14 protein-coding genes and 1 pseudogene are annotated in these 20258 nt (G+C 71.0%); 7 read left to right on the top strand and 8 right to left on the bottom strand.

Annotated elements, in window-relative coordinates; translation table 11 throughout:
* The 3 genes from I003_RS0113460 to I003_RS0113450 all read left to right on the top strand — a co-directional run.
* Positions 1-1682, top strand: a 1682-nt coding sequence (locus I003_RS0113460; protein WP_027772010.1) for a chondroitinase-B domain-containing protein, incomplete at its 5' end; no start/stop codon positions are given.
* Between the two features lie 208 nt (positions 1683-1890).
* Positions 1891-3186: a discoidin domain-containing protein gene (locus I003_RS0113455; protein ID WP_027772009.1), complete on the top strand. Its 1296-nt coding sequence runs from the start codon at positions 1891-1893 to the stop codon at positions 3184-3186.
* 399 nt (positions 3187-3585) lie between these two features.
* Entirely contained in the window at positions 3586-5199 is a 1614-nt protein-coding gene (locus I003_RS0113450; protein ID WP_486584211.1) for a right-handed parallel beta-helix repeat-containing protein, read from the top strand.
* Here I003_RS0113450 and I003_RS0113445 read toward each other — a convergent pair.
* The 5 genes from I003_RS0113445 to I003_RS0113425 form a co-directional block, all read right to left on the bottom strand.
* Positions 5133-6554, bottom strand: a complete 1422-nt coding sequence (locus I003_RS0113445) for a UDP-glucose dehydrogenase family protein (RefSeq protein ID WP_027772007.1) — start codon at positions 6552-6554, stop codon at positions 5133-5135. The genes I003_RS0113450 and I003_RS0113445 overlap by 67 nt on opposite strands.
* A gap of 64 nt (positions 6555-6618) precedes the next feature.
* Positions 6619-7641 carry a UDP-glucose 4-epimerase GalE gene (galE, locus tag I003_RS0113440; protein ID WP_027772006.1) on the bottom strand — a complete coding sequence of 341 codons (1023 nt, stop codon included), beginning with the start codon at positions 7639-7641 and terminating at the stop codon, positions 6619-6621.
* Positions 7642-7694: 53 nt separating this feature from the next.
* Positions 7695-9569 carry a glycosyltransferase family 2 protein gene (locus I003_RS0113435; protein ID WP_027772005.1) on the bottom strand — a complete coding sequence of 625 codons (1875 nt, stop codon included), beginning with the start codon at positions 9567-9569 and terminating at the stop codon, positions 7695-7697.
* 118 nt (positions 9570-9687) lie between these two features.
* The gene (locus tag I003_RS0113430) at positions 9688-10713 is read right to left on the bottom strand and encodes a UDP-glucuronic acid decarboxylase family protein (RefSeq protein ID WP_078563988.1); all 1026 of its coding nucleotides are present in this window, start codon (positions 10711-10713) and stop codon (positions 9688-9690) included.
* A 324-nt stretch (positions 10714-11037) separates the two neighbouring features.
* Positions 11038-11358, bottom strand: coding sequence for a hypothetical protein (locus I003_RS0113425; RefSeq protein WP_027772003.1), 321 nt, complete (start codon positions 11356-11358; stop codon positions 11038-11040).
* A 15-nt stretch (positions 11359-11373) separates the two neighbouring features.
* On the opposite strand from I003_RS0113425, the gene I003_RS34800 reads away from it, so the two are divergent.
* Positions 11374-13467 (top strand): ISAzo13 family transposase, encoded by a 2094-nt coding sequence (locus tag I003_RS34800; RefSeq protein ID WP_078563986.1) that lies wholly within the window; start codon positions 11374-11376, stop codon positions 13465-13467.
* On the opposite strand, the gene I003_RS32150 is transcribed toward I003_RS34800, so the two are convergent.
* Entirely contained in the window at positions 13398-15098 is a 1701-nt protein-coding gene (locus I003_RS32150) for an ATP-binding cassette domain-containing protein (RefSeq protein ID WP_486584210.1), read from the bottom strand. The two genes, I003_RS34800 and I003_RS32150, sit on opposite strands and share 70 nt — an antisense overlap.
* A 118-nt stretch (positions 15099-15216) precedes the next feature.
* Positions 15217-16140: an NmrA family NAD(P)-binding protein gene (locus tag I003_RS0113405; RefSeq protein WP_027772000.1), complete on the bottom strand. Its 924-nt coding sequence runs from the start codon at positions 16138-16140 to the stop codon at positions 15217-15219.
* Between the two features lie 113 nt (positions 16141-16253).
* On the opposite strand from I003_RS0113405, the gene I003_RS0113400 reads away from it, so the two are divergent.
* From I003_RS0113400 to I003_RS36870, 3 genes and pseudogenes are all read left to right on the top strand, one after another.
* Positions 16254-16820, top strand: a complete 567-nt coding sequence (locus I003_RS0113400) for a TetR/AcrR family transcriptional regulator (RefSeq protein ID WP_027771999.1) — start codon at positions 16254-16256, stop codon at positions 16818-16820.
* 192 nt (positions 16821-17012) lie between these two features.
* Positions 17013-18290 carry a hypothetical protein gene (locus tag I003_RS0113395; protein WP_027771998.1) on the top strand — a complete coding sequence of 426 codons (1278 nt, stop codon included), beginning with the start codon at positions 17013-17015 and terminating at the stop codon, positions 18288-18290.
* A 150-nt stretch (positions 18291-18440) separates the two neighbouring features.
* A pseudogene (locus I003_RS36870) lies at positions 18441-18521 on the top strand (hypothetical protein); the annotation flags it as partial.
* A 111-nt stretch (positions 18522-18632) separates the two neighbouring features.
* Here I003_RS36870 and I003_RS32145 read toward each other — a convergent pair.
* Positions 18633-19634 (bottom strand): SLAC1 family transporter, encoded by a 1002-nt coding sequence (locus I003_RS32145; RefSeq protein WP_051368227.1) that lies wholly within the window; start codon positions 19632-19634, stop codon positions 18633-18635.
* Between the last annotated feature and the right edge of the window lie 624 nt (positions 19635-20258).

Below are 20258 nucleotides of genomic sequence, written 5' to 3'. Positions count from 1 at the left end.
GTACCCGTTGGTCCGCCGAGGGGGACGGGGTGTGGATCCGTTACGACCTCGGCTCGGAGCAGACCGTCGGTTCGGCGTCGATCGCCTGGCACCAGGGAGATACCAGGAGGAACACGTTCGATATCGAGGTGTCCGACGACGGGTCGTCGTGGTCGGCGGTGCTGTCGCGGAAGAGCAGCAGTGGCACCACGCTCCAGCCGCAGAACTACGACTTCGCCGACACCTCCGCGCGCTACGTGCGCATCGTCGGTTACGGCAACACCTCCAACGACTGGACCAGCATCGCCGAGACGGCCGTGCACGGGGCCGACGGCGGTGACGGCGGGGACCCGGACCCGGGCCGCACCGTCGAGGTCGCGGACTCGGACGGGTTACAGGACGCGTTGGGGGACGCGCGCGCCGGGGACCGGATCGTGCTCGCGGACGGTCAGTACGAGATCGGCAAGATGACCGGCAAGCACGGGACCGCCGACGAGCCCATCACCGTCGTCGCGGAGAACCGCGGGGAGGCGGTGGTCGACGGGGGGCAGTTGGAGGTGGCCGACTCCTCGTACGTCACCTTCGAGGGTCTGCAATGGACGAACAGCGACACCTTGAAGATCACCGGCTCGAACAATGTGCGGCTGACCCGCAACCACTTCCGGCTGACCGAGGAGTCCTCGCTGAAGTGGGTGATCATCCAGGGCGAGGACAGCCACGACAACCGGATCGATCACAACCTTTTCGAGGACAAGAGCCAGCTCGGCAACTTCATCACCATCGACGGATCCGAGACCCAGCAGTCGCAGCACGACCGGATCGACCACAACCACTTCCGTGACATCGGCCCGCGCGCGGACAACGAGATGGAGGCCGTCCGGGTCGGCTGGAGCGGGATCTCCGAGTCCAGCGGATTCACCGTCGTCGAGTCGAACCTCTTCGAGAACTGCGATGGCGATCCGGAGATCGTTTCGGTGAAGAGCGACGACAACATCGTGCGCTACAACACCTTCCGCGCCTCCCAGGGCGTGCTCTCGCAGCGGCACGGGGACCGCGGTTCCTTCTACGGCAACTTCTTCCTCGGAGAGGGGAAGGAGGGAACCGGAGGCATCCGGATCTACGGCCAGGACCACAAGGTCTACAACAACTACTTCGAGGGTCTGACCGGCTCCGGCTTCGACGCCGCGCTGCAGGTCGACGGCGGCGACGTGGACACCTCGGGCGCCTTGAGCGCGCACTGGCGCGTCTACCGGGCGACCGTCGTGAACAACACCTTCGTGAACAACGTGTCGAACATCGAGGTCGGCGCCAACTACGACCTCGCGCCGGTCGACTCGGTCATCGCGGACAACGTGGTCGTGGGAGACCGGGGCAAGCTCTTCAACGAGCTGATGGAGCCGGTGGACATGACCTACACCGGCAACATCGCCTGGCCGACCGGATCGGCGACCGTCGGCGTCAGCGCGCCCTCCGACGCCGTCAGAGAGGCCGATCCGCTGCTGGCCTCCGACGGATCGGTGCGGCGGATCGGTGCGGGCAGCCCGGCGATCGACGCGGGCTCCGGCGGCCACCCGTTCGTGACCGACGACATGGACGGGCAGGCCCGCGTCGGCGTCGCCGACGCCGGAGCCGACGAGCGGTCGTCGTCCGCCGTCACGCGAGCCCTCCTCACCGCGGACGACGTCGGCCCGGGCTCGGCGTAGGACGCGCCCACACGACCGGTGGCGGCTCTGCCGCCACCGGTCGTGCCCGTCGCGCCGGGCGACCCGGCCCGGCTCGGCCGCCGGCTCCCTCCGGCGGCGACGAGGACCCACTCCAAGGAGACCGCACGTGAACGATCTGAACGCACCGATACATCCCCCGGCCGCCCGCCCTCCTCGTGGCACGGGTGCGACGAGGAGGGGCTTACCCATGAGACGCATGCTGACCGCCGCGCTGTGCGCGGGTACGGTGCTCGGCTCGATGGCGCTGCTCAGCCCGGCGGCATCGGCGGCGACGCTGCCCGTCGCCTCGGCGACCGCCAGCTCGGACGACGGCAACGAGCCCCCCAACGCCATCGACGGCGATCTGTCCACCCGGTGGTCCGGGGCCGGTGACGGGGTCTGGATCCGCTTCGACCTCGGCTCGGTCGCCACCGTCGACGCGGTGTCGCTGGCCTGGTACGAGGGGGACGACCGGAGGGCGACGTTCGACGTCCAGCTCTCCACGGACGGTTCGTCGTGGTCGACCGTGCTGTCCCGGGAAACCAGCAGCGGCACCACGAGCGGCTTCGAGACGTACGACTTCGCCGCCGGATCCGCGCGCTACGTCCGGATCGTCGGGCACGGCAACGATTCCTCCGACTCCGCCAAGTGGACGAGCATCTCGGAGGCGAGGGTGTCCGGGGAGCCCGGTGACGACCCGGTTCCGCCCGAGCAGTCCCTCGGCGTCGGCGGTGTGGCCACGCCGCCCGGCGCGATTCTGGTGCCGGACCAGGACGCGAGGTACGACATCGACTCCGGCGGCACCGCCGCCGCGCCCAAGGTCTACGACTGCCAGGGCAACACCATCCGCGGCGGCGTGCGGATCGAGGCCGACAACGTGGTGATACAGAACTGCCGGGTGGACGCCGAGCAGCAGTACGGCATCTACTCGGACAACAACACGAACGTCACCATCCAGAACAACGACATCAAGGGAGTCGAGGGCCCCGGCGACCTGAACGCCATCACCTTCTTCGGCGACCGTCACAAGATCATGTACAACACCGCGATCAACTTCGTGAGCGGCGATCCGGGCGACAGCCACACCGACTTCATCCAGACGTGGGTGTCCGACTCGCACCCCATCGCGAGCGACGACGTGCAGATCCGCGGCAACAAGGCCGTCGGCCCGGCGAATCCGGACCGCGACGAGAGCATCCCCAGCATCCACCAGTGGCTGATGGCCGAGGACTACGGCCGCGGCGGGAACTCCGGCGGCAACACCGACGGCATGAAGAACTGGATCGTCGCGGACAACGAGATGGGCGATAGCTGGAACCAGTCCATCAAGCTGGACGGGCCGGACGACGTCGCGATCACCCGCAACGATTTCACGGGCTCCTCGACCCGGGTCATGGAAGTCACCTCGGCCTCCAGCGGGGTGAAGTTCTACAGCGACAACGAGGTCGGCCCGGACTACGGGTCGGTCGGCATGACGGTCACCCCGGGTGCCGGGCCCGCCTGAGGGATCACGGCTCAGGCCGCTGTTCTCCGGTCCGGATGAGTCCGGGGTCCGGAGGGCAGCGGGCTGACGGCCGGTCAGGGGCGGCCTTGCGGAGGCCGCCCCTGACGCGTGTGCGGCCCGTGGGCCCCGGCCGGGGAAGAGGGCTTGTGGCACGGATGCTTGACGCCGGCGGCGGCCCCGTCCAGCTTCATTCCTCTGCGTCATGTCGGTCACGAACCGGGGGCGCCGCCTCTGGCAGGCTGAGTTCCCCGTCGGAGAACTCGGTGAGGAACCAGAAGAGTGAGTGCGCTGGCCCGGACAGGAACGACGTGGGCTGACGGACCGTCCGGACGGGCCCGGGGCGCGGGGTACGCCGGTGCGTCACGCCGCCGGCTCGTGACGGGGGTGTCGGCGGCTCTCGTGGGTCTTCTCCTCTCCGGCTGTGAGGCACTGCCCAAGCCGTACGTCCCCCCGGGCAAGAACTCCGGCGGCGGGTACACCTTCTACGTCAGCCCGGACGGCGACGACGGCCATGACGGCCTCTCCCCGGCGCGCGCCTGGCGGACCCTGGCGCGCGCCGACGACGCGACGTTCAGGCCCGGGGACCGGCTGCGGCTCAAGGCGGGTGCGCGGTTCCGCGGCGAGCTGACCCTCGGCGAGAAGGACGCGGGCAGCGCGGACGCCCCCGTGACCATCGACTCGTACGGCAGGGGACGCGCCACGATCGCGACCTCCGGCGGGACGGGGATCTCCGTCCACAACACCTCCGGCGTCGAGATCCGTGATCTCAACCTCGTGGGGGACAGGGCGTCGTTCAGAAGGCGGGCCGGCATCAACTTCTTCGCCGACGCACCGGACGGCGAAAAACTGGAGCACGTCGCCGTGTCCGGCGTCGACGTCTCCCACTTCCGGGCCGGGATCAGCATCGGCGCCGGACAGGGCACCTCGGGATTCCGGGACGTACGGATCAGCGACTGCACGCTACGTGACAACAAGGACGCCGGTCTGTCGGCGTACGGGCCGGCCTTCGACGCCGGCGATCCGGCGTACGCGCACGAGCGGGTGACCGTCTCCCGCGTCAAGGCTTTCGGCAACGACGGCGATCCGGCGGCCCACGGCCGCAACACCGGCAGCGGCATCGTCCTCGGCAGCGTCCGCGGAGGCCGGGTGCACCGGGCGGTCGCGCACGACAACGGGTCGAGGTCCTCCGCCCGGGCCGTGGAGGGGCCGGAGGGCATCTGGACCTACGACTCGACCCGCATGGTCATCGAGAACAGCGTCTCGTACGCCAACCACACCGGCTCGCGTTCGGACGGCGGCGGCTTCGGCCTGGACAACAACGTCTCTTCGTCCGTCCTCCAGTACAACCTGTCCTACCGCAACGACGGCCCCGGCTACCTGGTCTATTCGGCCGCCGACAACGGTGCGCAGCGCGACAACACCGTCCGCTTCAACCTCAGCGGGAACGACTCCCGGAAATTCGCCCTGTACGGCGCCATCGTGGCGTACGGCAGGCAGATCAAGGACGTGGACATCTACCACAACACCGTGGTGCAGTCGGCCAACGGAGCCGTCCGCGCCCCGGTCCTTCGCCTTCAGGAGGGTCTCAGTGGGGCCACGGTGCGCAACAACGTCTTCGTCGCGGACGGAGTGCCGCTCGTCGACTCGTCCACCGCGTACAGACCCTCGACGGTGCGGTTCCAGGGCAACAGCTACTTCAGCACCGGGGAGTGGGCGGTGGAGTGGGGCGCCGGATCGTACGACGCCCTGAGCGGGTGGCGTATGGCGACGGCCCAGGAAACCCTGGGCGCCACCGCGACGGGGACGACGGACGACCCCTGTCTGCCCGGGATGGTGGCCCCGATCACGAGTGTGGCCGGGGCCGCCGGGATGGTGCCGGAGTGCGCCGCCGGGGTGGCGGGTGCGGTGGACCTGGAGGCGCTCGGCGTCGACCCGGGTCCCGTGGACTACTTCGGGGAGAGGCTCAGCGGGTCGCCGTCGGCCGGGGCGGCGCAGTCCGGGCCGGAGACGTGAGGGATGACGACCCGCGCCGGCTGCGGGCCGGGGGCGGCCCCCGGAGCCGGCCGGCCGAGTGCCCGGACGGTCCATCCCGCGGCGCGCCAGCGGTCGGCGTCGAGGCTGTTGCGGGCGTCCAGGATCCTCGGCTCGTGCACGACCGCCGCCAGCGCGGCCGGATCGAGGTCGCGGTAGTGACCCCACTCGGTCAGATGCAGCACCACGTCGGCGCCCCGGCATGCCGTGAGCACGTCGGGGGCGTACCGCAGGGCGGGCAGGACCGCGCGGGCGTTCTCCATCCCCTGCGGGTCGTGGACGTGCACCTCGCCACCCCGGTCGTGGATCGCCGCCGCGACGGCGAGCGCGGGTGAGTCGCGTACGTCGTCGCTGTCCGGCTTGAACGTCGCGCCGAGCACCCCGAACCGGCGCCCGGCGAACGTGCCGCCGGCCATCTCTTCGGCGATGTCCACGGTGCGCCTGCGCTGCCGCAGGTTGATCGCGTCGATCTGCCGCAGGAACGCCACCGCCGGACCGACGCCGAGTTCCGCGGCGCGGGCGGTGAAGGCCCGGATGTCCTTGGGCAGACAGCCGCCGCCGAAGCCCAGCCCCGCGGAGAGGAAGCGCCGGCCGATGCGGGTGTCGTGGCCGAGGGCGTCGGCGAGGGTGACCACGTCGGCCCCGGCCGCGTCGCACACTTCGGCCATGGCGTTGATGAACGAGATCTTCGTCGCGAGGAACGAGTTGGCCGCCACCTTGACCAGCTCCGCCGTCGCCGGATCCGTGCTGAGGTACGGGACGCCGGCCCGGAGCATGGGCGCGTACACGGCACGAAGCGCGTCGTCGGCCTCTCTCGACGCGACGCCGACGACGAGCCGGTCGGGTGCGAGGGTGTCCTGAACCGCGTAGCCCTCCCGGAGGAACTCGGGGTTCCAGGCGACCTCGGCTCCGCCGCCGGGGACGGCCGCGCGCAGCCGGGCGGTGAGCCGGCCGGTCGTGCCGACGGGGACCGTGGACTTGCCCACGATCAGGCACCGGCGGTGCAGATGCGGCGCGAGCGAGTCGACGACCGCGTCGACGTGGCGCAGGTCCGCCGCGAGCGAGTCACGCCGCTGGGGCGTGCCCACGCAGACGAAGTGGACGTCGCCGAACCCGGCGGCCTCGCGGAGCGAGGTGGTGAACCGCAGCCGGCCGGAGCCGACGTGGGCGGCGAGGACGTCGTGCAGACCCGGTTCGAAGAAGGGTGGCCGGCCGTCGGCCAGGGCCCTGATCTTCTCTTCGTCGCCGTCGACGCCGAGGACTTCGTGTCCGGTCTCCGCCATGCACGCGGCGTGCACGGCTCCGAGATATCCCGTACCGATGACGGTCAATCGCATGTGTTTCCCCTGTCTGTATGACTGCTGAGCTGCCGGACCGCCCGCTTCGGCGGCGGCGGGCGGATCAGTCGGGATAGCCCGACGGGTTCAGCTCCTGGAACCGCCATGCGTCCCGGCACATGGTGGCGAGATCGCGGGTCGTGGCCCAGTTCCAGGCCCGCGCCACGGCGCCCGGGTCGGCGACGAGCGCGGCCACGTCACCCGGCCGCCGGGCGGTGATCTCGTAGGGGAGCGGCCTGCCGCAGGCACGCGAGAACGCGCCCACGAGTTCGAGGACGGAGGTGCCCACGCCGGTGCCGAGGTTGAAGACGCGCATCCCGCTCTCGTCACCGAGGTGTTCGAGAGCGACCCGGTGCCCTTCGGCGACGTCCCTCACGTGGATGTAGTCCCGGACGCCGGTGCCGTCCGCGGTGGCGTAGTCGTCGCCGAAGACGCGGACCCGGGGGAGCCGCCCGACCGCGACCTGGGCCAGGTACGGCATGAGGTTGTCCGGCACGCCCCGGGGGTCCTCGCCCAGCAGCCCGCTGCCGTGGGCGCCGACCGGGTTGAAGTACCGCAGCGCCAGCACGCTCATGTCCGGCAGCCGCCGGCAGGTGTCGGCCAGCACCTGCTCGCAGAGCCACTTCGTGGTGGCGTACGGGTTGGTGGGCGCGGCCGGGGCCGACTCGGTCAGCGGCACCGTGGCCGCTTCGCCGTAGATCGAGCACGACGAGGAGAACACCAGGCGGTGCACACCGTGCTCACGCATGGCGGACAGGAGCGCGGTGGTGCCCCCGACGTTGGTGTCGTAGTACGCGACCGGCATGTGCACGGACTCGCCGACCGCCTTCTTCGCGGCGAAGTGGATCACCGCGTCGAAGGAGTGGGCGGCGAACACCGCGGACAGCGCGCGCCGGTCCCGCAGGTCGCTTTCGTACGCCGCGGTGACCGGCCGGCCGGCGACCTTGGCGACGCGCTCCAGGGCCCGGGGGGAACTGTTGGAGTGGTCGTCGACCACGACCACCTCGTAGCCGTGATCGAGCAGCTCGACGCACGTGTGGCTGCCGATGAAACCGGCACCGCCGGTCACCAGCACTGCTGCTGACATGTCAGAACCTCTTTCGGCATCGTGACGGCAGGAGGGGCGGACCGGGGCCGGTCTCACCAGTCGAGGACGCCCGCCAGGTAGACCGGATAGATCGACACGGCCCAGGCGAGCGGAAGCAGCAGGAGGCCGGCGGCGAGGAGCGGCGGGCCGGCCGTCCGCAGCGCGCGGTGGAAGCGCACCCCGGCGGCCCTGGCCGTCTCGACGACGTGCAGCCAGGCGACCGCCAGGGTGACCAGGGCGTACGACACGGCGCCGGCGAGGCAGAGGAAGACGTAACCCGCGGCGGGGCCGGTCAGCTCGCCGGTGATGGCCGCGGCCGTCAGGGCCCATGCGACGAAGAGATGGGGGGCCACGAGCCGCAGGGGCAGCGGCTCCAGGCCCTCGCGGGCCTTCGGCGTGACCTTGAAGACGACCGTCCTGGGGCGCAGCCGCTGGAGTACGGCCGTGCTCACCCCCCAGACGACGAACGGCCACCGGGAGAGGCTGAACAGCCAGTTCTCCCAGCTCACCACCGGTGCGTCCCGGGGGCGCAGCAGCCCGCGCCGGCGCATCGCCAGGGTCAGGAGAACCATCCACACGGTCATCGCCCAGAAGTGGCCGAGGAACTCGAAGTAGTTCACCTGGATCCACGGCAGCCCGGAGACGGCCGCCACCGCGGGCAGCGCGAGCCCGACCGTCGACGTCAGCGCGAGCAGCGGGTAGTACGACAGCGCGACCAGGAACCGCGCGCGCAGCAGCCCGCTCATCCGGCCCAGGTGCCGGGGCACCAGGCCCAGCATCATCACCGCCAGGCTGCGCGACCACTGGAACTCCTGGGTCGCCATCGCCGCGAAGGTGAGCGGCCCGTCGCCGTGCGCCTCGGCGTCGATCGCGAAGGCCCCCTGCCACCCCGCGGAGTTGAGCAGGAAGGCGGTGGAGAAGTCCTCCGCCAGCTCGGGGCCGATGCCTCCGATGTCGCGCAGGGCCCGGGTGCGTACCGCGTAGTGGGAGCCGATGCACACCGGGGCGAGTCCCGCGGAGTGCCCGAGCTGGACCGCGCCGTGGAACATGGCCTCCCGGTGCAGGCGCCCGCGCGCCGACCACGAGGCCGCGGCGTTGGCGTCGCAGACGCTCGGGGCGGCGACGTATCCGACCGCGGGGTCGGCGAACGGCCGGACCACCTCGGTCAGATACCGCCGGTGCGGGACGTGGTCGCAGTCGAGCTGGGAGACGACGTCGTAGTCGCGGTACCCCCAGTGGTCGTAGAAGTAGGCGAGGTTGCCCTCCTTGCAGCGGGTCCGGCGCGGCCAGGTGGCCCGGTGGTAATCCGCCCGGCCGCGCCGGCACGACACCCGCACCCCGTTCTCCGCGCACCACCGCAGGACCTCCTCGGACGGGTCCTCGTCGCACAGCCACACGTCGTACGCGTACGGGAAGTCCTGCGCCAGCATCGCCCGGAGCGTGCCCCGGGCCATCTCCCAGTGCTCCGACGGCGCGCGCGTCACCACGAACGCGGTGCGCACGAGCGGCACCTCGATCCCCGGATCGAACCTGCGCAGACGCAGGATCGGGACGAGGAAGTGCAGCGGCATGAGCGACAGGTACATCAGCAGCGCGCTGTTCACGACCAGCCCCACCCAGCCGACCCGGTGCGCGGGCTGCAGCCACCACACCCAGAACCAGACCAGGCACGCCAGCCAGCCGGTCACCAGGATCGCGACCTTCAGCCGGCCGGCCCGGGGGAGTACGGAGACGAAGCTGGTGGCCTCGGTACGCAGAGCCGGCGCACGACCGCCGAACGCCGGTCCGTCCGGGGGGATCCGCACGACCTTGCCGCCCGAGAGCGCGAGGAGCCGGGCACCCAGGTCTTCCCGGGAACCGGCGGCAGCCGTCCCGCCTGCCTCGGTGGCGACGGCTTGACGTGCGAGTTCCGACTCTGCCTGCGTCATGGGAACGTGCTCCGGGAGTAGTCTCGGCGCGGCCACGCGAGAGGGCCACGCCCGCACTGGTCGAAAGAGGCGCCGGCCGGAACCACGGGCCATCTGTGGGCCCGGGCCGGGGCGTTCGTCAGAGCCCGCCCCCGGAGGCCGTGGCGCCGGACTCGGCGGCCGGGACGCCGTCCTGCTGGCCGCCCCTGATCGCCGCGGCACCGGCGGCCACGGCCCGGGGCCGTGCGGCGAACCACTCCACGGTCCGCCGCAGGCCCTCCTCGATACCCACGTCGGGATACCAGCCGAGCCGTTCCTGCACGCGGTTGATCACCGGGCGGCGGCGGGCCGGGTCGTCGGTGGGAAGGGGGTGGTACTGCAGTTCCGACGCGGAGCCGGTGATGTCCAGCACGAGCTCGGCGAGTTCGGTGACGGTCCGTTCCTCCGGGTTTCCCAGATTGAACGGGCCGCTTTCGTCGGAATCGAGCATCGCGACGATTCCGCGGACCAGATCGTCCACGAAGCAGAAGCTGCGCGTCTGCTTTCCGTCGCCGTACACCGTCAGGGGCTCGCCGCTCAGGGCCTGCGTGATGAAGCTGGAGACCACGCGGCCGTCCTGCGGGCGCATGCGCGGACCGTAGGTGTTGAAGATGCGCAGAATTCCGGCGTTGACTCCGAGGCTTTGCCGAGAGGCGAGGGACAGCGCCTCGGCGAACCGCTTGGCCTCGTCGTACACGCTTCGCGGTCCGACGGGGTTGACGTTTCCCCAGTAGTCCTCGTCCTGCGGGTGGACCAGGGGGTCCCCGTACACCTCGCTCGTCGAGGCCAGCAGGAAGCGGGCACCGTGACGGCGGGCCAGGCGGAGGCAGTTCTCGGTGCCGCGGCTGCCCACGGCCAGCGTCTCCAGGGGCCGCCGCAGGTAGTCCGGCGGCGACGCGGGGCTCGCCAGATGCGCGACGGCATCGATCTGTCCCGGAACGTCCACCGCGGCGCTGACGTCGGTGTGAAGGAACACGAAGTCCGGATTCGCTCTCAGGTGTGCGATGTTCTGCGGCTCACCGGTCGAGAAATCGTCCAGGCAGATCACGGAATCCCCGCGGCGCAGGAGTGCCTCGCACAGGTGCGATCCGAGAAAACCGCCGCCACCGGTCACGGCAACGCGCATAACTCTCTCCACGAATGAAGGAAGAAACGTCGGCTCCGGGGCCGGGGACGCCTCACCCTTCGTGGCGGAGGAGTTCCGGGAGTGGAGGCGGCTCACGGTGAACCGCAGAAAAAGCATAGGGGTATAAGTATGATTCTCATTTAAAGGCATCGGGCCTTACTGCGCCGTTCGGCCGTACGCCGGGCAGTGCGAAATCCACCGTGCGCACGGCCGGAGGGCCGGGGGACCCCCCGACCCGGCCGCCCCCGGCTCACTCTCACGTGTGAACGGCCACCGCGCGCGTCGCCGCTTCGGCGGCCGGTCTTCCGCTCTTCCCGGCCGGGATCACCGGTCCTCCTGGAGGCTGAGGAGTTCGGCGAAGACGGAGCCGGTGCCGCGGGCGACGAGTGCGTCGAAGGTGCCGGTCTCGACGACGCGGCCGTGGTGGAGGACGACGATGCGGTCCGCGATGCGGGTGTTGACCAGGCGGTGGGTGATGAACACGGTGGCCCGGCCGGCGGCCAGCGCCTTGAGCCTGGTGTAGATGCGGTGTTCCCCGCGGGCGTCGAGCGCGGCGGTCGGTTCGTCCAGCACCAGCACGGGGGCGTCGCGGTGGAAGGCGCGGGCGAAGCCGTGCGCAAACAACACGTTGCTTCGCAGCCCCATGATCGTTGATCTTGCATGGCCCTGCTCCAGTCGATTCCTCATCAACTCACGTCGCGCTTACGGGTGTTGCTCCCCCACCTCAACGAGAGGCAGCGGCGTTTGCTGGTGGCCGCGGAAGCCCGTGAACTCGGGCATGGAGGTATACGTGCGGTGTCCCGGGCGGCTGGTGTCAGCGAAACCACGGTTCGCAAGGGCATCGCCGAACTTGCAGATGCGCCGACGCCCCTTCCGGGAGGTCGCATTCGACGACCTGGAGGCGGTCGCAAGAAGGCGGCCACGAAGAACCCCGGACTGTTGCCCGCTCTCTTGGCATTGGTCGAGCCCGATGAACGAGGCGATCCCATGTCGCCCCTGAGGTGGACGACCAAGTCGCTGCGACATCTCGCCGACGAGTTGACCACACAGGGGCATCCGATTTCCGCGACTACGGTCGGAAAATTGCTGCGTGAGAACGGGTTCAGCCTTCAGGGCAACGCAAAGACTCTTGAAGGAAAACAACACCCTGATCGAGACGCCCAGTTCCACTACATCAACAACCAGGTCAAAGACCATCAGGCGGCCGGCGAGCCGGTCATCAGCGTGGATACGAAGAAGAAGGAAATGATCGGCCGGTTCCACAGCCCGGGCCGTGAGTGGCGCCCCAAGGGTGATCCGATCGATGTCGAGGACCACTCGCTGTTCTTTCGTGGAGAAATCCAGCAGGTCATCCCGTACGGGATCTATGACATCGCGGCCAACACGGGATGGGTGAATGTCGGCGTAGATCACGACACGTCGGCGTTCGCTGTCGCCTCGATTCGCCGGTGGTGGGACAACCGCGGCAAACGTGACTACCCAAGAGCCAAGCACCTGTTGATCACAGCGGACTCCGGCGGCTCGAACTCGCCTCGGTACCGACTTTGGAAGTCCGAACTCGCAGCTCTGGCCCAGGAGACCGGCTTGGCTATCACCGTCCGCCACTTTCCGCCTGGGACATCGAAGTGGAACAAGGTCGAGCACCGCCTCTTCTCCCACATCACCATGAACTGGCGCGGACGCCCCCTGACCAGCCACGAAGTCGTCATCAAGACCATCGAGTCCACCCGCACCCGCTCCGGCCTGCGCGTCGAAGCCGAACTCGACACGCGCACCTACCCGACCGGGGTGACCGTGAGCAAGGAATACCTGGAATCCTTGCCAATCCGGCCACACGATACTCGAGGTGCCTGGAACTACACCATCGAGCCACACGGAAACTGCGCTGCGCACGTGGCAAGCAGCAACCCGAGGGTCATCCAGTCGGAAGTGCTGGAGATGCTGTCCCACCCGGTGCTGACCGGGATGAGCCGGGAGGACCTGACGTGGCTTATCGCGCTTCTTGCACCAGCCCAGGAGGCCAAGGCCGAGCAACGGAACTACGACCGGCGAGGCGGGAAACGACGACGCACGAAGGGGGCAGGCGGGATGACGGTGATCACACCTGCCGCCCGCATCGTGGCCACGCTCGTCCATCTCCGTGGGATCTGCACGATGCCCGTTCTCCAGGACTTCCTCGGAGTGACCCGAAGTGGCCTCCAGAAGGCCACACGCGAGACCCGAGCCCTCCTGGCAGAACACAACCACACAGTGCGTGCCATCGACCTCAAGCTTACTACCACGCAAGCAGTTCGGGATTTCGTTGCCTCTGCCGGCTCCCTCCAGGAAGTCAACCCTGGAGAAGCCCTGCGGCATCCGGCCATCACCGGTATGAGCTATGGCGAGCTTGATGCCATCACCACGCGTCTGGCGACGCGGTACCAAGCCCGACTCCAAGAGATTCGACACAAGCGGCGCGGTGCCGAGCTGAAGAAGGACCCGGGAGCGGTCATTTACCGAAAGATCACCGATGAGGGGCGCGTTCTTGCCGCGATCCTCGCGATGCGACAGATCGCCACCCGGCCGGTAATCGCTGACCTCTTCAAGGTGAGTCCTCGAACTATCGGCAACGCACTCGTGGAACTGCGCCCGCTCCTCAAAGAGGACGGGTACGACCCCACCCCCGTTCACCGGGCACAACGGTTTTACAGCGCAGAAGAAGTTCTCCGCTTCGTCGAGACCATCCAGGAATCGAATGCCCATGCGAAATCGTGAGGTTGTTTGCGCACGGCTTCGGCGACGGCGATGCGCTGCCACTGCCCGCCGGACAGGTCGTGCCCGCCCCACCACGACCGGGCCAGCGAGGTGTCGAGACCGCGGGGCAGGGCGGCGATCACGCCGTCGGCGCCGGCCGCCGCGGCGGCGGCGTGCACGGCGGCGTCGCCCTCGGGGCGGGGCTGGCCGAGGGTGATGTTCTCGCGGGCCGCCAGCGGCCAGCGGGTGTAGTCCTGGGGAACGTGTGCGACGTGGGAGAGCACCGCGGCCGGATCGGCGTCCGCCAGATCCACCCCGTCCCACCGCACGGAGCCCTCCGTGGCGACGTACAGCCCGGTCAGCAGGCGGGTCAGGGTGCTCTTGCCGGCGCCGTTCTCGCCGACCAGGGCGATGACCTCGCCGCGCCGGAGGTCCAGGTTCACGCCGTCCAGCGCGGGCCGGTCGGCGCCGGGGTAGGTGAAGGAGACGTCCCGGGCGGTGATCAACTGCGGCCCGTCCGCGGCCACCCGGGCGGTGCCGCGGCGGTCGGCCCACGGCTCGGCGAGGGCCAGGAAGCGTGCCCAGTCGTCCAGCGACAGCGAGGTCCGGAACAGCCGGGCCCCGGCCCGTACGGTGGTGGTGAGCGCCGCCCCCGAGGCCCGTACGGCGAGGGCCGCGGTGCCCGCCGCGGCCGGCTCCATGTGCCCGGCGGCCACGAGGAGCACCAGCATCCCCCAGGTCGCGGCGGTGCCGAGGGCGGTGAGTGCGTCGCCGACGCCCTGGACGACGAGCGCCTGCCGGGTGGCGGCGAGTTGCTCGGCCTCCAGCCGGCCGGAGATCACGCGGTACTGCCGGATGAGGAACCCCGCCATGGTCCCCGCGCGCACCTCGTCGGCGTGCCGCCGGTCGGTGGTGTACGAGCGGAAGACGCTGCGGAGCCGGGAGTCGCTGAGGTTGCGGTGGTGCGCGGCGTGCTCGATCCGCGCCCCCCGTACGGCACCCCAGGCGCACGGTACGACGGAGGCGACGAGCAGGGGCAGCACCACCGGATGCAGCACGGTGACGACGGTCGCCGCGGCGGCCACCTGCGCGGCGGCGGATGTCAGTACCTGCGCGTCGAGGATCAGCTCCCCGGTCTTCTCCGCCCCGTCGGAGGCGGCCTCGTGCGCGTCCTCGAACCCGGGATCCTCGTACGCCACCAACTCGGCGGCGGTCGCCGCGGTGATGACCGAGAGGTCGGCCTCGCGCACCACCTTCGGCGCCAGCCGCGCCGCCGCCGCCCGCGCCCCCACGTCGAGCAGGTAGCGCCCGGAGGCGGCGATGACGAGCACCGTCACGGCCCCCGTCGCCTCCCGTAGCCCGTCGGCGATCTCGCCCCCGGCGAAGACGCCGGCCAGGACCCGGGTGGTCGCCGCCAGCGCGACGGCGGTGAGCACGGCGGCGCACACCTGGCAGCACAACAGCGCGACCACCGCCCGCCGGTCGGTCCGCCATCCCAGCCGCGCGGCCTCGGCGAGGGCACGGGGCAGACGGCGGGCGATGGCCCAGGTGGAGAGGTGGGCGTTCGCGTCGTAGTGCCGGTCGGAGCGGAGCCGCATGAGGGGCGCCTGTCCGGCGGCGGCCACGGGAGGTGAGGACGCGGAAGTAGTCATCCCCCTATGGGGAGTGTGAAGGGCCCCGGCGGGCAACGGGGTTGTTCCGGCCACACCGCCCGCCTTCACGTACGCCCGTGGAGGAACGGCGTTCGCCGGACAGGCGGTCGCCCGCAGGTCAGAGGTCCGCCGGCAGGTGTTCCCGGGCCCACTCGGCGAAGCCGGTGACCGGGATGCCGAGGTCCCGGGCGTAGGCGGGGCGGGCGGGCAGCTCGGCGGCGTTCATCCATTCGTGGGACACGCCCATGGGCGGCATGCCGGCGGCCAGTGCCTCCTCGGTGGTCATGTCCGGGGCGGGCAGGTGCGTACCGAGAACGCGGGAGAGGACCTCGGCGATCTCCGTCATCGACAGGATGTCGCCCGCCAGCTCCAGCTCGACCCGGTCGAACCGCTCCGGGTCGGCGATCGCCGCGGCTGCCGCGCGGCCGATGTCGTCCACCGCGATCAGGGCCAGCCTGGTACCGGGGTGCAGGATGCTCACCAGGCCGCCTTCGATGCCGCGCGGGAAGAGGTACCGCATGGACGGGAGGAAGTTCTCCATGAACGTCCCCGGCTTCAGGAGCGTCCAGCGGGGGAAGCCGGCCGCGCGGAGGTGGTCCTGGATCGCGGTCTTGGCGGTCAGGGTGGCCTCCACCGTCCAGCGTCCCGGCGCCCAGCCGGGGGTCTCGGTGTGCTGTCCGGCGCCGCTGACGGAGGTGTGCACGAACTGCCGCACGCCGGCGGCCTTCGCGCCCTCGATGAGGTTGACGCCCTGGACCACCTCCCCGTCGAAGTCGAAGCCGCCGTCGGCGGTCATGGCGGGCATCTGTACGGAGAAGACCGCCCGGGTGCCGGTGGCGGCCCGGACCACGGAGTCGCGGTCGCGGAGGTCGCCGGTGACCAGCTCGGCGCCGAGCGCCGCGACGGCCGCGGCCCGCTCGCCGTCCGGATCGCGTACCAGGGCGCGGACGGGAGTGCCCGCCGCCCGCAGGGCGCGGACGGTGGCACCGCCCTGTCTGCCGGTGGCGCCGGTGACCAGAACGGGTGCGGAATCTGCGGACATGGCGCTCATGGCGGTCCTCGGAGGGTTGCCGGGAAAAAACGGCGGGGCCCGCCGTTTAGGTTCCGGGTACGATACGGCGGGCCCCGCCGCTTAGTAAACCCGGAGGCGATGCCATGCCCGGCAGCCAGCGTGCAGACGCCCGGCGCAACTACACGCGCATCCTCGCCGTCGCCGAGCAGGAGGTCGCCGCGGCAGGCGCCGGCGCCTCCCTGGAACAGATCGCCCGCACCGCGGGCGTCGGCTCGGCGACCGTACGGCGGCACTTCCCCACCCGCCGCGCACTGCTGGAGGCGGTCTCCCGGGAACGCATCGAGGTCCTGTGCCACCGCGCCCACGATCTGACGGCGGGGGCCGACAGCCGCGGCGCGCTCCTGGCATGGCTGGACGAGGTGGTCGACTACTGCGTCTCCGCCCGCGGCCTGGCCACCGCACTGTCCTACGACACCGCCGGGGAGGACCCCGTACGCGAGAACTCCTGCGCGGCGCTGCTGGAAGAGGCGGCGGGCCCGCTGCTGGACCGGGCCGTACAGGACGGTGCGGTGGCACCGGACGTCACCGTCGCGGACCTGATCACGGTGATCGTCGGCATCTCCCTGGCCACGGAACACCATCCCGACCCCGCGGCCCGCGCGAACCGCCTGTTCCACCTGGCCGTGCGGGGCCTGAGCCCGCAGCACTGAGGACGGCGGAGGTCCCGGAGAACGGGACAGCCGCAGCCTCTCCGGACCGTGGCGTGCCGCCGATGCCCGGTGATTGCAGCGAGACCGTGTGCCGGGGGTGATGACGCTGGCATACTCGTGCCGGCACTCGGGTCCGTGCGGGAACCGGTGCCCTTCCCGAACCCCGATCTCCCTGACAAGGAACCGAGATTGATGCGGCTCACGCGTGTACTGGCCGGAGTTCTGGCTGCCGGGATGCTCACCGCCTGCGGTGGCGGCGACGACGGTGACGGCAAGGGCGCGGGCGGCGGGAAAAAAGTCAAGGGCGTACCCGTGGAAGAAGAAGCCGCGCCGCCCGCGACGACGTTGGCCGTGCCGGCGCTCTACGACACCTCCCGGGGCTGGGAGTCCGACCTGCGCGGCACCCAGCTCCCCCTGCCGCATTCCGACGCGGTGGCCGTCTTCAGCTCCGAGGAGCGGCGCTTCACCGTCCTGGACGTGGCCGGCGGCGAGACGTTGTGGACCAGCGCGGCACTGGAGCCCCCGGGCGAGGACATGAGGTACGAGCCGCTCTCGACCACCGTGGGCGGCAAGGACTACCTCGTGGCCTGGACCTCCGGCACGACGAACGGCGACGTGGTCACCCAGGGGAGCGAGGTCACCACGATCGACGTCTTCGGCGCCGAGGGCTCCGGAACCGCGGTGAAGCCGCTCCGCCGCGTCGAACTGGACGGCGAAGGCGTGGTGGTGAACGGCGGCGGAGGGCTCATGGTCAAGCAGGAGGACGGCGACGTGATCGTCTCCGTCGACCCCGTCACCGGCGCGACGGAGAAGTACGACCTGTTCGAGATGGAACCGCCGTCGGGCGTGTGCAAGCTGTGCGGTCCCCGCTCCGAGGTGCTGGGCATCACGGCCGCCGGCCCGCTGGTGACGATGGAGAGTGGAACCAGAAGAGGGTTCTGGGTGCCCGGCGCCTGGTCGAGCGCCGACGTCACGGACGACGGCGGGCCCTTCCCGTCGCTCGTCCGGGAGGACGTGCTGGTGGCGATGTGGCGTGAGGACGGCGCGGCGGAGGAGACCTGGGCCGCGCTGGACAGCGCGACCGGCGAGGTCCGCGCGGAGGTGCCGTGCCGGCCGGAGCGCGGCATCAACGACGACGACGCCGAGGGCACCATGCTCTCCGGATCGGGGCGCTACCTCGTCAGGGGGCACGTCGTCTTCGACATGGAGCAGGGCACGGGGCACTGCTTCGAGAGGACCGAGAGGGACAAGCCCGTACAACTCAACGGCGTGAGCGACAGCGGCGTCGCCTTCGGCCTGGCGCCCCCGCAGGGCGACTACGCGGACGACACGCCGGTCGTGGTCGACATCGCCACCGGCGAGGTGGAGGAGAGCAAGCACCGGGTGGTCCCGTTCGCGGACTACGCCGGCCACGGGCTGTTCTGGGACGACGAGACCAGCACGATGGTCGTGTACCCGCACGCGAGCTGACGCCGCGGGCGCCGTTGCCCTGACCGGCCCTGAACGTCCCCGCATCTGTGCCGACGGCACTGGTACGCGCACTGAAGCTGACCGAGACCGAGCGCACCCACCTGAGGACCCAGGTGGCATCCCCGTCACGCCACCACTGCACCGCAGCCGATGTCCGCGCAGCGGGTGCGCACCTCCGCGGGGCGCAACCCGGACGACACCCGGCTCGCCGCGCTGGTCACCGAGCTGTCCGCACGCTGCCTGGACTTCCGCCGCTGGTGGAGGGACCGGGCTGCACGGAGGTCGCCCGCGCCTTCGAGGAGGCGGCCGGACATGGGCCGGGCCTGCCCTCCGGGCGACCGTTCAGGTGGGGGCGGTGCGGGAGCGAGCGAGGAGCAGAAGAAGGCTGCGGGCGATGAGGGCGGCGATGCTCGCGGTGGCGAGGGAGGTGAGAAGCCAGGCCCACGTTTCGAGGTCGGCGATGCGGTGGGCGGTGAGCCAGCGCATGGCGAAGTTGGTCGTCGAGGCGACGGGGAAAGCAAATGCCCAGAAGCCCAGGCTGAAGCCCACGCGGCGGTAGTCGGGCAGGAGCAGGAGCTGGGCGAGCACGAGGACGACGATGACACCGGTCAACGCGTCGCTGACGGGGTCCATGCGGTTGTCGTGGGCGCCGAACCAGGCGATGCCGGCGGTGGCGGGCGAGGCGAGCAGGACGGAGAGCAGCGGTGTCGCGGCGGGCGGCAGCGCCTCCTGCGTGGTGAGGCGGGCGAAGAAGAGGGCGGTGAAGACGGCCCAGAAGAAGAGGCCCGCGCCGACGGCGGTCATTGCCGCGGTGCGGGCGCCGATCCCGGCGAAGGCGATGCCGGTGATGGATGCGCCTGCCGCGTAGGGCAGGAAGTAGCCGGGGTGCACGGCGGCGAGCGGCACGCGGCTGCGCAGGAGGTTCGCGAGCATTGCGGCCACGAGCAGCACCAGCACGCCGGCGAACACGCCGCACGCCCATGCGGCCGCCGTGTGGGAGTAGAGGCCCAGGTGGGGAACCATCAGCAGCCCCACAACGGGCGGATAGGCGGTGAGCGGCGCCGTCACCGGGTCGCTGAGGTCGGCGGCGAGGGCTCCGGGGTGGCGCAGGCCGTGCGCCAGGTAGGCGAGAGTGAGCACGAGCCAGGCAGCCGCGGCCACCGCGTACGTCACGTCCCCCGCCCACCCCGGGGCTCCGACGACGGACTCGGCCTCCACCCACACCCCGCCCAGGCCCGCGATGCCCAGCGGCACGGCGAACAGCGTGATCACGCCCGTCGGCAAGCCGCCCTGCGGCGGCTGCGCGGCCCGCGCCTCGGAGCTGTCGACGCCACCGTCTGCCATGGGACCTCCCGTCGCTTCCAGGTCGCGCCGCGCATCCGCGAGGACCGCCGCCGCCCGTGCGGAGCGAGTGGCAGAGATCCGGCACGGCGCCGGACGAAGGGGTCTCCCCGCGGAGGGCCGTCTCACACGGGGGGCACACTGTCACAGGTCGTGGGCGGGGCAGGTCGGGACACACCACCGCGCCGCCCGAAAGCCCGCATGGCGTCGCCGACCCGGGTGGCGCGGCCGTGCCGCGTCCTTCCAGGGCGTCTCGTCAGCTCGTGGCACACATCGTCCGGGTAGCCCTGGTCAGGGCCGTGCGGTGGAGCGTGTCGACGTGGTGGAGGGGCGCGCCGGAAGAATTCGGCGGCCTCGTAGGGGTTCCGGGTGGCCGCCACCGTCGGGTGCCGTACGTCCTCCAGGATCCGGCGCTCCCGGGCCGGATCCTCGATCGGGAAGGCGGTGCCGCACTTCGAGGCCGCCACCTGGTCACCGACCTCGAAGCGCTCGATGACCGGTCGGTCAGCGGGCCGAGGGGGCCGAGCGCGCGGGTGGCGACGGCTGTGGAGTGCCGCCAGTCGCCGGCCGGCAGGGGTAGGCCGCCGGCCCTCACTCGTGGCGGCCGGGAGGTGAGGAGCTGCCCGT

The organism is Streptomyces sp. CNQ329, assembly GCF_000482585.1.
This window is presented reverse-complemented; position numbering and strand designations above follow the sequence as displayed.